This is a genomic window from Eubacterium sp. AB3007 (genome assembly GCF_000688015.1).
GTDB lineage: Bacteria > Bacillota > Clostridia > Peptostreptococcales > Anaerovoracaceae > Aminicella.
In genome coordinates this window covers 2,263,524-2,276,546 of record NZ_JIAD01000001.1, presented here as the reverse complement: position 1 = coordinate 2,276,546, position 13,023 = coordinate 2,263,524, and the positions used below count along the sequence as shown (strand labels likewise).

At 49.1% G+C, this 13,023-nt stretch carries 12 protein-coding genes, 1 tRNA gene and 2 riboswitches; of the genes, 1 reads left to right on the top strand and 12 read right to left on the bottom strand.

Annotated elements, in window-relative coordinates; genetic code table 11:
- Positions 1-138: 138 nt before the first annotated feature.
- Positions 139-226: riboswitch (SAM riboswitch) on the bottom strand.
- A gap of 92 nt (positions 227-318) precedes the next feature.
- The 11 genes from P156_RS0110715 to P156_RS0110665 all read right to left on the bottom strand — a co-directional run bounded on the left by P156_RS0110715 (position 319) and on the right by P156_RS0110665 (position 10,374).
- A complete protein-coding gene (locus P156_RS0110715; protein WP_369770548.1) occupies positions 319-1,887 on the bottom strand; it encodes a DUF2828 family protein in 1,569 nt (522 codons plus the stop codon).
- Between the two features lie 36 nt (positions 1,888-1,923).
- A tRNA-Asn gene (locus P156_RS0110710) sits at positions 1,924-1,997 on the bottom strand.
- A gap of 400 nt (positions 1,998-2,397) precedes the next feature.
- Positions 2,398-3,303, bottom strand: a complete 906-nt coding sequence (locus P156_RS0110705) for a WYL domain-containing protein (RefSeq protein ID WP_027870104.1) — start codon at positions 3,301-3,303, stop codon at positions 2,398-2,400.
- Positions 3,293-4,543: a WYL domain-containing protein gene (locus tag P156_RS0110700; RefSeq protein WP_027870103.1), complete on the bottom strand. Its 1,251-nt coding sequence runs from the start codon at positions 4,541-4,543 to the stop codon at positions 3,293-3,295. The genes P156_RS0110705 and P156_RS0110700 overlap by 11 nt, the downstream gene beginning before the upstream one ends.
- Positions 4,544-4,675: 132 nt before the next feature.
- Positions 4,676-5,362 carry an N-formylglutamate amidohydrolase gene (locus P156_RS0110695; RefSeq protein WP_027870102.1) on the bottom strand — a complete coding sequence of 229 codons (687 nt, stop codon included), beginning with the start codon at positions 5,360-5,362 and terminating at the stop codon, positions 4,676-4,678.
- Between the two features lie 86 nt (positions 5,363-5,448).
- A riboswitch (SAM riboswitch) is annotated at positions 5,449-5,536 on the bottom strand.
- A 461-nt stretch (positions 5,537-5,997) separates the two neighbouring features.
- Entirely contained in the window at positions 5,998-6,912 is a 915-nt protein-coding gene (tsf, locus tag P156_RS0110690) for a translation elongation factor Ts (RefSeq protein WP_027870101.1), read from the bottom strand.
- 18 nt (positions 6,913-6,930) lie between these two features.
- Positions 6,931-7,698, bottom strand: coding sequence for a 30S ribosomal protein S2 (gene rpsB / locus P156_RS0110685; protein ID WP_027870100.1), 768 nt, complete (start codon positions 7,696-7,698; stop codon positions 6,931-6,933).
- A 189-nt stretch (positions 7,699-7,887) separates the two neighbouring features.
- Entirely contained in the window at positions 7,888-8,307 is a 420-nt protein-coding gene (locus tag P156_RS0110680; protein ID WP_027870099.1) for a LytTR family transcriptional regulator DNA-binding domain-containing protein, read from the bottom strand.
- A 125-nt stretch (positions 8,308-8,432) separates the two neighbouring features.
- Positions 8,433-8,786, bottom strand: a complete 354-nt coding sequence (gene rpoZ, locus P156_RS13665) for a DNA-directed RNA polymerase subunit omega (RefSeq protein ID WP_081818551.1) — start codon at positions 8,784-8,786, stop codon at positions 8,433-8,435.
- Entirely contained in the window at positions 8,787-9,416 is a 630-nt protein-coding gene (gmk, locus tag P156_RS0110670) for a guanylate kinase (protein ID WP_027870098.1), read from the bottom strand.
- Between the two features lie 73 nt (positions 9,417-9,489).
- Positions 9,490-10,374 carry a YicC/YloC family endoribonuclease gene (locus tag P156_RS0110665; protein ID WP_027870097.1) on the bottom strand — a complete coding sequence of 295 codons (885 nt, stop codon included), beginning with the start codon at positions 10,372-10,374 and terminating at the stop codon, positions 9,490-9,492.
- Positions 10,375-10,511: 137 nt separating this feature from the next.
- Here P156_RS0110665 and P156_RS0110660 point away from each other — a divergent pair, with 137 nt between their 5' ends.
- A complete protein-coding gene (locus P156_RS0110660; protein ID WP_027870096.1) occupies positions 10,512-12,203 on the top strand; it encodes an NFACT family protein in 1,692 nt (563 codons plus the stop codon).
- Here the strand turns inward: P156_RS0110660 and P156_RS12510 are convergent.
- A complete protein-coding gene (locus P156_RS12510) occupies positions 12,139-12,879 on the bottom strand; it encodes a GTP pyrophosphokinase family protein (protein WP_034802546.1) in 741 nt (246 codons plus the stop codon). The two genes, P156_RS0110660 and P156_RS12510, sit on opposite strands and share 65 nt — an antisense overlap.
- Positions 12,880-13,023: the final 144 nt, after the last annotated feature.

The window sequence follows — 13,023 nt, the reverse complement described above, 5'->3', positions numbered from 1 at the left end:
GCAGAAGTGGGGGTTTTCTCGTTAAGCTTTTAGATAAATTCCTCTCTCCATACATCCCTTTTGCTTTATCCAAACGACCCTGTTTTTCGCATATAAAAAAAGTCCCATCGCTGCGATAGGACTTTGCTTCAAAAATCGTACCCATCGCTCAGGCATTAGCACCTTACCATAAAGGCAGGTTGCTGCACGATCACCGGGCCTGTCCCTAACGTGCTCTTTATGGTCTTGTTAACTTGTTACTTAACTTATATCATGCTTTTTTTGATGGTGCAAGAGCAATTGGACCGGCTGTTGTTTAGTTGGAACATAATTACCGTGTTATGCAGCGATCTGTGCGTAACGATCGCTTCCGATGACCTCCATCATGAAGTCATATGGATTATATTTTCCGCTTGCAATCATGGAAAACAGTCTCGGAGTGCAGCCTGATACCAGAACTACTCCTTGTTCATTCATGGTAACCGGGACCTGCGCATTTCTGCTCTGTATGTTCCAGAACACTATCTGCGGCAGTATGTAACCAAACCTTGCGAATTGCTTTTTGGCATACTCAAAGTTAGTTATATCCGCTCCATATACACAAGCATCAAACTCCATATCTGTTATGATGTACAGAGTTTCTGGCAAATCACGCTGAGGTAAGTGGTTTTCTACAGCTGTATCAAGCAAAAGCTCAAATACCTTCTGCACATCGGTGTTGCCGATTTCACTGAAGCTTTCGCAATAGACAGTCTTATCAACGATATCTTTTCCCTTAACCTCAACGAGTCGTGGGGTTTCGGAGAACGTAATAAAGTGGTTTCTGAATGCTCCCTTATTCCTTTCTGCAAAATAGATTCCCAGTGAAATAGCTACAGCTTCTGGTATAGGTGTACCTCCCCAATACATGGATCCTGAACTATCGATAACTGCAAGGGCATTTCTGTTATCAGTGAAATCCTCCAACGCATTCCAGGAAACATTCATAGACTGTCTTACAGCCGGATTAATTTCTATTGTAGTCCCACTCCAGGCACAATAATTATTATCCTGTGTGACGATTGGTGCAATAATGTCATATGGCATCAATGTCGAAGTATTGAGTTTAGTTTCACCTTTTTCAACCCTATTCAGGAATTCCATGTAACGTTCATTATCGTTCCTGATGAACGCTTGTCTGTACTTGAACATGGCCTTGGACGGCTGCTTGGAGTAATCGAAAGTATAGTCTTTCTCACGCAGGTTGTTTTCGATAATCTTAATCTGGGCTCTCAGCTTGCTCAGCGCTTTTCTATACTGAGCGTCACTCATATTGAGAGCTCTGGCGATTGACTTTGCTTTTCTGACTGTATCCGCATTGGATGCATTAACGGACGGCAACCATTTAGCCAGGAGTGACACGCTGCCCTGCTTTTCGAGTGCTGCCAAATCAGCGAACAACTGCTTTCTGATGTACGCAAGAACGCTATCCTTGCAGCTTGTATCCATGAGTTCAACGACATCATCAAATCTGCCGTATTCAGCGATTCGTTCAATGTTTTTCTCTACGGATGTTTTGTTGTAACCGGCGAGCCAGTTCATAATAACACGGAACACCCTGCGCTCACCAAGACCACCACGCACGTCTCTGGCATAAAATAGAATTTTCATGGTCAGGTCCGGATTCTCAATATACGCTCTCGAAAAGCACTCGATGATATCCTGCTCACCAGCATTTCTCATCGCTCCGATCCTTGAAAACAGGTCAAGACAATCAGACGCAGTCGTTCTATATGTAACGGCTCCGTTTTCTGTATAAAACTGATTCGCTTGTTTCTTTAACATGTTCAGCATCTCTAACACCTCTTTCCATAAATGATCCAAAGCACTTAAAACCAGGGCTACTCTTACAGGATTTCGATCAATCATTGCTGTCTGTGCTTTTATTATCTCAAGGTGCGGTTTTCATCGAAGCAGGACTCGAACCTGCAACTCATCCTGATTAACAATCAGGTGCCCTACCGTTGAGCCATTCAAAGGATCTTGCATTGCTGTCCGCACCTTTATTATTCAAGGCGTATTATTTCGACGGCTCTCCGCGAGCTACATCAACTCTATGGTCGATGGTGGGAGTCGAACCCACAACCTGTCGGTCCGAATCATTGCAGTTTACGCCTTTCTTTCTCTGAATACCTGCCTATGCCTTTCATCCTCCCCTTCGAATGGATCTAAAAACCGCTTCCGGGGTATCCCCCGAGATTCTCACTGAGAACTCCGCCACACCTCGGCAGGTTGTTGAGCCTTCTGCACCGAGTTGGATCAAAAGCATAAGCAGATATTCACTTTTCAATGTATTTTGTGATCTTATAGTACCATCGAATATCCCACTTATCATGAAAAAAAAGTTGCGAACGCCAGCTTCCATTGAAAAAGAAGCGGCTATTCAAACCGCTTCTGCATCTCCAGTCTCTTTCGAATCTGCCGTATGAAATACTCTGGTTCCAGCACCTTCAGGACAGGCCCAAAGCTTAAGACCCGAATCAGGATCTCTGTCTCATCGTCCTGATTATACACCAATGTGATACGGTACTTGTTCTCATCCAGCTTTACGGTCTCCTTCTCCAGATGTGAGAAATGGAGCATCCCGCGCTCAAGGGCATTCCGCTCATCGATCAGTTCCATAACGAGTTGCTTCTTCTCGTGTCCGGTCCCGACCGCTTCTGAAGGGTCAAAGGCATCAAGTAGAGTACACTTCCTGATCCTGGCTACGTTGATGGTATTATCACTCCTGTTTCCACTGATAATCAGGCGGAACTTATCGTCTTTCAGAGAGTATTCCAGTTTCAGCGGGATGCACACCCACTTATGGCTTTTTCCTTTGCCGCTCATGAACCTGATCTGAAGCTTCCGATGTTCGCGAAGTGCCTGCAGTACTATACGGAAATTCTCCACGTACTTCTCGTCCCTGTACGGATCGCCATCGGAGTATTGGTCGAAGTAGACGATCTCTCCCGGCTTATATAAAGGTTCTACATCCCCAAGACCATCTGCAGGCACGTCAAACAGACGGATCCTCGGATCCTCAAGCAAGGACTTCAGCCATCGTTTCTGCAGCGTGGTCAGCGGCATCTGCGGTTCATGTATCAGCGGCGTATCCAGATCTTCAGTCAGAAACGGCCACTCGCCGCTGTTAAGCGCGCCGGGGATGCTGAGGACGCTTTCTGCAAAGGCTTTACTGTCTGTGATCCGGTATATATCCTGTTGCGTCAACTCACCGTTGACCGCGTACTTCAGGATCTCGGCGACAGCATTGTAGTAGTTTCCGTAGATCTCGTTAAACAGCATCGCCCTCACCTCCATCCTTCAGATACATGTCATACATAGACTGCATATCATCGTAGAACACTTTCTCCACTTCGAGATTCGTGCAGCTCAGTTCCACGATGCGCCCGGTGAACGTACGAAGCCACGGAAGCATTTCAGATGCGTCATACACATCGATCACGAACCGATACTGGTTTTCGCCTGCCGGTTCAACATGCCCTTGCTTTCCCTCTCTTTCGAGTCTTTGGAGAATATGCTCCTCCTGCGGTTCAATGCGCAATGTCATTTCCAGATGATCCAGCTGCCTGCTTCTGCCGCTGGAGGTATTCCAAAGATGCGACGTGAATTCCTTCGCCGCTTCCAACAGTTCCGCCTTCTGAGGTGCAAAGGCACCCTTCTCGGCTGACTGGATCCTGTCGAGGCGGTACATGTTGAAATGCCTTCCCCCATCCTCTTTGCCGAGAAGATAGGCCCTGCCGTTCTCCGTGCTCATAGCAATCAGGAATGGAATGACCTCGTACTCATTGATTCTATTGTGTCTCTTACTGTCGACAGAAATGTTGACCGTGCAGTCATCCGTGATCGCATCAAACAACGTGCATACGATGTCGCTCTCCAGCGCATGCAGGATGTAATGATGCTTGTAGCAGAACAACTCCGCTTGCCTTTGCATTTTATCCAGCAGGAAGGATCCGATCACGCCGACCGGATCGATTTCCGAATAAAATGCCAGAGCTTCTTTCCAGCCGTCCAGGTTGACGTTGTCCTCGGCGATGCTGTACAGCATCTTTCTGCCGTCCTTCTCTGCCGTCAGGATCCCTGCTTCTGTATATTCCTTCAGCTTGTTTCTGACGGTGGACTCATCGAACACTTTCGGGTCGTCAAAAGCGGACATATACTCCTCATCGATCGTTTCTGTGATCTCGGACACGCCCAGTCTGACACCCGGTTGCAGAATGTCCAGGATGAAGAAGTTCAGAATGATGTCATTGGCAGTAAAGCTTTTGGCCTTGAACGCATTGTACAGAGGGTTGGCGTTAACCTCACCGCTGTCGACAGAAATAAAAGAGACCTTTCCAGAAGGTTCCTGCCGGAAAGACATGTAGTCGCCGAGCCAACTCTCGATGCGCCTGCGCTCATTGTCATAGCTGCGGGCACTCTTCTTATCGTATTCGTCTCTGGTCCTGAAGCCGTAGACGTAGAACTGGCGCATGTAGTCCCTTATTCTGTTGAAATTCTTGATTAATTCACTGTAAGCCATGACTCTATATTATATTTTCATATACCTTTTTTCGATTGTTTGTTGTAGTCTTACGAAAGATCCGTCTTCTCCAGAGAATCTCACAGATCCTTTTCCATACTTTTGTAGCTATCATATAACATCTCAATTCAATCACGGTCGCCTGAAAAGCGACTTCTTATTATTCAAAACCCGCTTATTGATTTCCAGCATAACTGATATGATTCCTGTATTCTTCTTTCCGTAGTATTGATTCGGAACCAGTGACCCCTGATATGGGTAATTCAGAGCAACTGTCAGCCCCAGGTTTCTGCAAAAGCAGCATATACTCTTCACAAGTTCTTCTGAATAGTAATCGGGCTCTGTCCCTATGCACACATCCGGGAAATCGGTCCACCCAAACAGGCGATTTACAGTCTCATCGCTGAAGGAATGTAGATCGATGATCAGACAGCGCTCATGCTCTTTCAGTATCTCTGTTGTCCTGCGATTCAATCTCGAGTGATGTCGGTCATAAATTGCTGACACCGATTTTCTGTGTTCTGTTGTAGGACAAAACATTTCTCTGCCCCTACTGTCACTGGTATAGATGAATCCCATACCATACGCTTCCATCGGCTCGCTGCCGTCACGGAACCGCTCCACATCACAATACAGTCTCGAATATGGAAATACGACTGTATTATTCGCAAAAGCAGGAGGAATCAGTTCTAAAACTCCGGTATCACACATGAAATGGTTCTCATCTTCCAGTTCTTCCTGCGAGATCAGCGCTGTCTTTCGGTACTCCTCCGGAATATACATGGACGCATGCGGCACATGTATCAGTATTGGTTTCATTCTGCTGTGCTCCCTTCTTTCATCCGCAAAGAGCACAACAACAGAAAAAGTCCCATCGCTGCGATAGGACTTTGCTTCAAAACTCGTCCCCATCGCTCAGGCATTAGCACCTTACCACTAAGGCAGGTTGCTGCACGGTCATCGGGCCTGTCCCTAACGTGCTCTTTATGGTCTAGTTAACTTGTTACTTAACTTATAGCATGTATGCCTGCATATGGCAAGGACCACTTTAACTATATGAAACTAATCGGAACATACTTACCGTCATTTCCCAGGAGCATCTCCTGTGACAACCTCTACTCTATAACACGAAATGATATGCGTCATATTTGCAAAAAATCCGAAAGAAGCAGGCGAAATTTTTTTCGGGATTTGACCCCGGGGTCAGAAGGCCAAAAAAAGACCAAAACCGGGGATAAGATACGATAATCTGCGATACGTTGCGGATACTATCCGGAAACGGTCACCGTCCCGCGGTGCCCGAAATCAAAGATTTCGACCGCTCTGGCGGCTGGCCTACCACGGCTCTGACTTCGCTCCGCTTGCCAGTCGCCGAGTTAGGACAAGCAAAAAGCCCTGGAAATGCAGTATTCCCAAGGCTTTCAAGGTTTCCCAAACGAAATTTCAGCAAATGATTACTTGTTCATCTGTGCAGCTACCTCAGCAGCGAAGTCCTCTTCCTTCTTCTCGATGCCTTCACCGACCTCGAAACGTACCATCTCAGTGACGGTCATGTCCTTGCCCAGTTCCTTGGCAACGTTAGCTACATACTCGCCGACGGTCAGATCGCTGTCCTTGACGAACTTCTGGTCTACCAGGCAGACATCCTTCAGGATAGCCTTGATCTTGCCAGGGATGATGCGATCCAGCAGCTCAGGTTTCTTGCCCTCGTTCAGCAGCTGCTGCTTGGCGATCTCGGTCTCGTTAGCCAGCCATGCCTGATCCACCTCGGTCTCGTTGACGAACTTCGGGCTCATGGATGCCACCTGCATGGCTACATCCTTCGCAGCTACGTTGATCTCGTCAGCTGCAGCGTCGGTCTTGATGCCGACGATAACGCCGATGAGTCCACCGTTGTGCATATAACCGGTGTACACAGTGCCCTCGGTGTTCAGCTTCTGGATGCGGCGGATGTTCATGTTCTCACCGATCTTGGCGATCTTGGCAGTCAGAGCCTCCTGCACGGTACCCTCACCGAAGAAATCCATCGCCATGAATGCGTCCATATCTTCACTTTCAACTTCCAGAGCCTTCTCAGCGAGTTTCTCTACGAATTCAATAAACTCTGGGTTCTTAGCCACAAAGTCTGTCTCGGAGTTGACCTCGACAATAGCGGCTTCCTTATGATCCTCGGAGAAAGCCAGACGAACCAACCCCTCTGCGGCGATTCTATCTGCCTTCTTGGCTGCCTTGGACAGCCCCTTCTCACGAAGCACGTCGATCGCCTTGTCGATGTCGCCGTCCGTCTCCATCAGTGCCTTCTTGCAGTCCATCATACCGGCACCGGTCTTATCTCTTAATTCCTTTACTAATTTTGCAGTTACTGCCATGGTTCCTGTTCCTTTCAATTACTCTTCTGTGCTCTCTGCAGCGACTTCCTCGATGTCAGTAGGAGCCTCTGCTACTGCCTGCTCCTCCATCTCATCGAAGCTCTCGCCCTGGTTACCCTCGATCACGGCATCTGCCATCTTGCTGGCGATCAGCTTGACTGCTCTGATAGCGTCATCATTGGCAGGGATCACATAATCCACGTCATCCGGATCACAGTTGGTGTCAACAATACCAACAACAGGGATGTTGAGCTTACGAGCTTCCTTAACGGCGATCTTCTCTTTCTTAGGATCTACGATGAACAGTGCCCCCGGCATGCCCTTCATATCTCTGATACCGCCCAGGAACTTCTGCAGCTTGTCGTGCTCTGCTCTCAGCTTGATAACTTCCTTCTTGGACAGCTTCTCAAAAGTGCCATCCTCTTCCATCTTCTCGATGTCGTTCAGTCTCTTGATTCTGCCGCTGATGGTCTTGTAGTTGGTCAGCATACCACCCAGCCATCTCTGGTTAACAAAGTACTGTCCGCAGCGCATAGCCTCATCGTGGATCGCATTCTGTGCCTGCTTCTTGGTTCCTACGAACAGAACCGGCTTGCCGGACTCTCCGACTTCCTTCATGAAAGCATAGGCCTCGTCGATCTTCTTGACGGTCTTCTGCAGGTCGATGATGTAGATCCCGTTTCTCTCTGTGAAGATATAGTCCTTCATCTTAGGGTTCCATCTTCTGGTCTGATGTCCGAAATGAACACCTGCTTCCAGTAACTGTTTCATTGAAACTACTGCCATTTCTAAATCCTCCTGGTTTTTTCCACCCACCCGAACCGCGCAACATCCAAACCGCCCTTGCGGCACCAGAATGCGGATAGTCGGGTGTGATAATTGATTGCATGGTTCAGAAGTCGAACCAAAATCAATTATACAAGATATGAGCCTTCATATCAAGTATAAATTTAAATATCTTTCGGACATTTTCTCTTATTTCGGCCGGTCTGTCTCTCTCTCGAGCACAAAGCATTTCCGCCCATTCAAAATATAGTTGCTGTAGACCTGCCTGGTGCGGCAGTAGGCCTTATATGAGATCTTGATCGTCCTTCCGTTGGAAAACCGGATACACTGATCTCTCATTTCCCGAATCGAATGCAGATTCACCACCAAACCCTGCAAACTCTGGTAAAAATGTCCGTTTAGAAAGCGAAGCACATTATCCATCTTCTCGTAATACCGGTATTCTCCATTTCCGGTGATGACTGTGATCGTTCTGGAATCTCTCTGTATGTAGAGGATCTCCATGAGAGGAATGCATATGCTGATCGACCTGTTTACGACTGGGAGATATCCATCCTCCTGTGCTGCAGTATTTGAGTCATGAACAGAAATCTCATCGAATGTCTTCATTTTGATAATCCCCCTTTTTCTAGTCAAACGATCGCACCCGACTATTCCCTTATAATTATAACAAAACCCCCTGAAAAAAGGGGGTAAAATCCGTACTTTTCTACAGTTTTTGACAAAAAAGGTATTTATTCTTCTACCTCAACTACCTCTGGAGTTTCCTCATCCCCTTCGGTTCCCTCGGTCACAGCCTCTTCGTCCGGTTCCAATCCTTCAACAGTCTCCCCTGCCTCCGGTTCCATCTCAATTACTTCCATGCCTTCCGGCTCTTCCTCGACGATAGAATCCTCACCGTCCCGCACATAAGTGATGAGATCCTCTGCGATCTCGTGAGCTGCGATGGAGACCGGTCTGTTGACGGAGTCCTCTGTCAGTGCAGGCTTCCCGTCGATGATGTCTCTGGCTCTCTTGGCAGCAAGGATCACCAACGTGTACCGACTATCAGCCTTCTTTCTGATCTTATTGATTGACGGATATAACATTTAAATCTCCTCCTTGTATCTGTCGATGATCTCGTGAACATTCTCTGTCACTCGCGAGTGCTCTGCAGTCATGATGGATCGCACTCGGGATGCCGCTTCCTCGACCTCTCCATTGACCACGCAGTAATCGTACTCTTCGATATAAGCAACCTCCTGCATGACCTTAGACAGCCGCATATCGATAATCTCCGGACTCTCCGTTCCTCGCCCCGTAATGCGCTTCCTCAGTTCGGTCATAGAAGGGGGAAGGATGAAGATGAATATCCCTTCAGGATAACTCTCCTTCACGGCCAGCGCACCCTGGATATCGATTTCCAGGATCACATCGATCCCACGCGCCAGATTCTCGATCACCGGCGCCTTCGGTGTGCCATAGCAGTTCTGGTAGACCTGCGCGTGCTCCAGAAAACCACCCTCTTCTACCAGGGCCTGAAACTCCTCCATGCTGACGAAGTAATAACTCACTCCGTCAACCTCGCCCTCTCGAGGCGCTCTGGTCGTCATGGATGTGGAAAGCACGATCCTGTCCGGATCGCTGTCCGTCATCAGTCGTTTGATGATGGTTCCCTTGCCCGCTCCTGAAGGCCCCGATATGACGAACAACTTTCCTGTCAGCTGTCTTGTGTCCATGTGCATGTCCCTCTCATTATTTCGTCTGTTAGCGAAAATATATTATACCATTTATTCTGGTTATGAGCAAGCATTATTCTATATTCTGCACCTGTTCACGAATCTTCTCGACCTCAGCCTTGATCTGCAGCATGCGGTTCGTAATGTCAATATTGTTGGCTTTGGATCCGATGGTATTCGCCTCCCGGTTCATCTCCTGAACCAGAAAGTCAAGTTTCTTTCCCTCTGTCCCCCGACCGTGGCCGATAATCTCTTTCATCTGGGACATGTGGCTTCTGAGCCTGGTCAGTTCTTCAGTAATATTGGCTTTGTCGGCAAAGATGGCCGCTTCCACAGCGATCTTATCCTCAGGGATCCCCACCGTCCCATCCAAAAGCTCGCTGATCCGCTCCCTCAGTCGCTGCGCGTAGAGGACAGGGACCTCTTCCGCCATCTCCTCGATCTGATCCACGATGTCACTGATGAGGTCCGCCCGCATGAGAAGATCCTCCGCAAGCTTCTCTCCCTCCGTACACCGCATCTCGTCTAATGCGTTGGTCGCTTCATCTGTTGCCGCCAGAAAACACCGGAGCATCTCGTCCTCATCCTCTACCGCCGGCACCTGCTTCAGCACATCCGGCATCTGTGCGATCAACCGCACATCGATCTCACCGCTCAGCGCGTACTCGTCCTGGAGCATCTCCAGATTCCGGATGTACTGCTCCGCGATCGGCTTGTTCAGTTTCACGAGGACATCTGCCTCAGTAAGCGTGTCCACCATGACAGATACATCCAGTTTCCCTCTGGTAACATGTTTTTTGATGGCTTTCTTGATGGCTTCCTCTGCAAACATGTATCTGCGGGGCATACGGATGGATATATCGCAGTATCTGTGATTCACGGATTTGATTTCGACCGTGACAGCGCGCTTTCCATCGCTGTGCTCTCCCCGGCCGAAGCCTGTCATACTCTTGATCATTCTGTTCCTCCTGCGGGTCCACGGGGTTTTCGTCTTCGCCACTCCTCTCTGACCCATCCTTTTCATTGTAACACAAAGCCCATGCATTGACAAACCAATTTCCCAAAGGTACAATCGTTGGAGAAGGAGGAACTGCTATGGCGTTCGACGGAATCATCACCCAGGCGATGACGAGAGAACTCTCGGATGCGCTCCTGTTGGGCAAGATCGATAATGTATACCAGCCGGAATCCGACGAGCTGGTTTTTCATATTCACACCAGAAGCGGGAATCGCAGGCTTTACGCTACTACGGACAGTGCCTGTGCCTGCGTCAGACTCATCGATGAGGGGCTGGTCAACCCACCGCAGCCCCAAGCATTTTGCATGCTTTTGCGCAAGCATCTGCGCGGAGGCCGGATCACTGAGATCTGCCAGAAGGACGCGGAACGGATCATCGAGTTCTCCCTTGAAACCCTGAACGAACTGGGTTTCACCGTCTCTCGCAAGCTGATCTTTGAGATCATGGGAAAGCATAGCAATATCGTATTGGTGGATATGTCTTCCGGAAAGATCATTGACAGTATCAAGCGTGTATCCATCGATGTCAACCGGGCGAGACAACTTCTTCCGGGGAAACTCTACCAATACCCCCCTGCCCAGGACAAGATCCCCTATAAGGAAGCGACCAGAGAGGATCTGCAAAACGCAGGCTCCACCGGAAAGGCAGTGCTGGCCTGCATCGGCGGTCTGTCTCCCGCTGTTGCCAGGCATTTGGCTGCACAGGAAGACCGGGAAAAGGTGCTCCGCAGTGTAATGGAAGAGATCGAAGCCGGAGGCTTTGTGCCCCGGGTCTATCTGGACGCGGAAGGAACGCCCCGGGAGTATCACATCATGCCGCTCACTGAATTCGAAGATACCTGTGAGGTGCGGACCTTCGACACCCTGAGCCATGCGCTCACCTTTTTCTTTGAAAACAAGCAGTCCTCCAACCGGGCACGACAGAAGTCCCACGACCTTGTCAGAGCAGTATCCGCAGCTTTGGACAAACACTACCTGAAGGATCAGCGCCTGAAGGAGGATCTTCTGACAGCGGAGAATTCGGAACCTCTGCGCCTTTACGGGGAGCTTCTGACTGCGAATATGCACCTACTGCGCCCGGGGATGAAGGAAATAGAAGTCACCAACTACTATGACGGCAGCCAGGTGAAGATCCCTCTGGATCCGCGCTACTCTCCCAACAAGAATGCGCAGAACTATTTCAAGCGCTACGGGAAGGCAAAGACCGCTATCCACGAAAAGAAGATCCAACTGGAAGAGAACCGCGGGAGCATCGAGTATCTGGAATCCGTGCTCACCTATCTGAACAATACCGGGAGCATTCGGGAAATCGAGGCATTGCGGGAAGAACTGGAAGAGACCGGATTTCTACGGCGTCGAAAACAAAAAGGACCCCGCAAGAACAAACGGTTCAAACCGGACCCAAGAGTATATACCACCAGCGATGGATTCCAGGTGCTGGTGGGACGAAACAATAAAGAAAATGACGCACTGACACTGCAGATGGCGGCCAAGACGGACTATTGGCTGCACACAAAGGACATTCCGGGCTCTCACGTCATCGTCCGCACGGAGGGTGGCGAGATCACAGAAACAGCCATCTACGAAGCGGCTTCCATCGCAGCGTTTTTCAGCAAGGCGCGCAGCTCCGGAAATGTGCCGGTGGACTATGTACGTGTCCGCTATGTGAAGAAACCTAATGGAGCCAAGCCCGGCATGGTGATCTTCACTCACAATCGCACGGTGTTTGTGGATCCGAAGGATCCTGAAGCTTCCGTGTCCCGGCCTTGATGCGGATCTCCTGCATCCTGCGGTCAGTATCTGTAATGGTGTCTGCACAGTACTTCAGATCGGCAAATATCTCGTCCTGAAGTTTCTGGGGCAGACCTTTTTTGTAGCGGATCTGATGCTCCAGGCTGGCCCAGAAATCCATGGCCACTGTGCGGATCTGTACCTCTACGCGCATGGGACGGGTCTCTGCAGTGAAGAACACGGGTACCTCCAGGATCATGTGGTAGCTGCGATAACCGTTGGGCTTTGGATTTCTGATGTAGTCTTTTACCTCGATCAGCGTGATGTCGTCCTGCCGTACCAGCATCCTGGCGACTTTGTAGATATCGTCGACGAAGGAACAGATCACACGGATTCCTGCTACATCATTCAGGTTCTCTTCGATGGACTGCAGGCTCACATCGTTCCCCTGTCGGAGAAGTTTCTCGTAGATACTCTGCGGTTTTTTCAGTCTGGAGTTGATGGATGAGATCGGACTGTCATCATACAGCAATGACAACTCTGCATTCAGTATTTCCAATTTGGTGCGAACCTCTCTGATCGCAGATTCGTACCGCATCATCAGATGTTCAAATCCCTCAAAAGCCTTCAGCACATCCTCAGGATGCTCCAGCTCCATCTCTCTGACCATCTCGTACGGAATACTGTGGACTGCCTTTCTAATCTCTTCACTCATCACTTGCTCCTACCGTAAATCATTCAAAAAAAACATAAAACCGCCTATTATTAACGCGCCAGAAAAATGCTCTTGCCTTCCCATCTCTGACGGAGTAGAGTGATTCCACCGGATAGATTGAAGAGCAGAACTGCAGGGCCCGTT

Excerpts from the sequence above, each read along its gene's own strand:
- P156_RS0110715 (WP_369770548.1), bottom strand. The coding sequence starts at position 1,887 with ATGATTGATCGAAATCCTGTAAGAGTAGCCCTGGTTTTAAGTGCTTTG.
- P156_RS0110705 (WP_027870104.1), bottom strand. The coding sequence starts at position 3,303 with ATGCTGTTTAACGAGATCTACGGAAACTACTACAATGCTGTCGCCGAG.
- P156_RS0110700 (WP_027870103.1), bottom strand. The coding sequence starts at position 4,543 with ATGGCTTACAGTGAATTAATCAAGAATTTCAACAGAATAAGGGACTAC.
- P156_RS0110695 (WP_027870102.1), bottom strand. The coding sequence starts at position 5,362 with ATGAAACCAATACTGATACATGTGCCGCATGCGTCCATGTATATTCCG.
- tsf (WP_027870101.1), bottom strand. The coding sequence starts at position 6,912 with ATGGCAGTAACTGCAAAATTAGTAAAGGAATTAAGAGATAAGACCGGT.
- rpsB (WP_027870100.1), bottom strand. The coding sequence starts at position 7,698 with ATGGCAGTAGTTTCAATGAAACAGTTACTGGAAGCAGGTGTTCATTTC.
- P156_RS0110680 (WP_027870099.1), bottom strand. The coding sequence starts at position 8,307 with ATGAAGACATTCGATGAGATTTCTGTTCATGACTCAAATACTGCAGCA.
- rpoZ (WP_081818551.1), bottom strand. The coding sequence starts at position 8,786 with ATGTTATATCCGTCAATCAATAAGATCAGAAAGAAGGCTGATAGTCGG.
- gmk (WP_027870098.1), bottom strand. The coding sequence starts at position 9,416 with ATGGACACAAGACAGCTGACAGGAAAGTTGTTCGTCATATCGGGGCCT.
- P156_RS0110665 (WP_027870097.1), bottom strand. The coding sequence starts at position 10,374 with ATGATCAAGAGTATGACAGGCTTCGGCCGGGGAGAGCACAGCGATGGA.
- P156_RS0110660 (WP_027870096.1), top strand. The coding sequence starts at position 10,512 with ATGGCGTTCGACGGAATCATCACCCAGGCGATGACGAGAGAACTCTCG.
- P156_RS12510 (WP_034802546.1), bottom strand. The coding sequence starts at position 12,879 with ATGAGTGAAGAGATTAGAAAGGCAGTCCACAGTATTCCGTACGAGATG.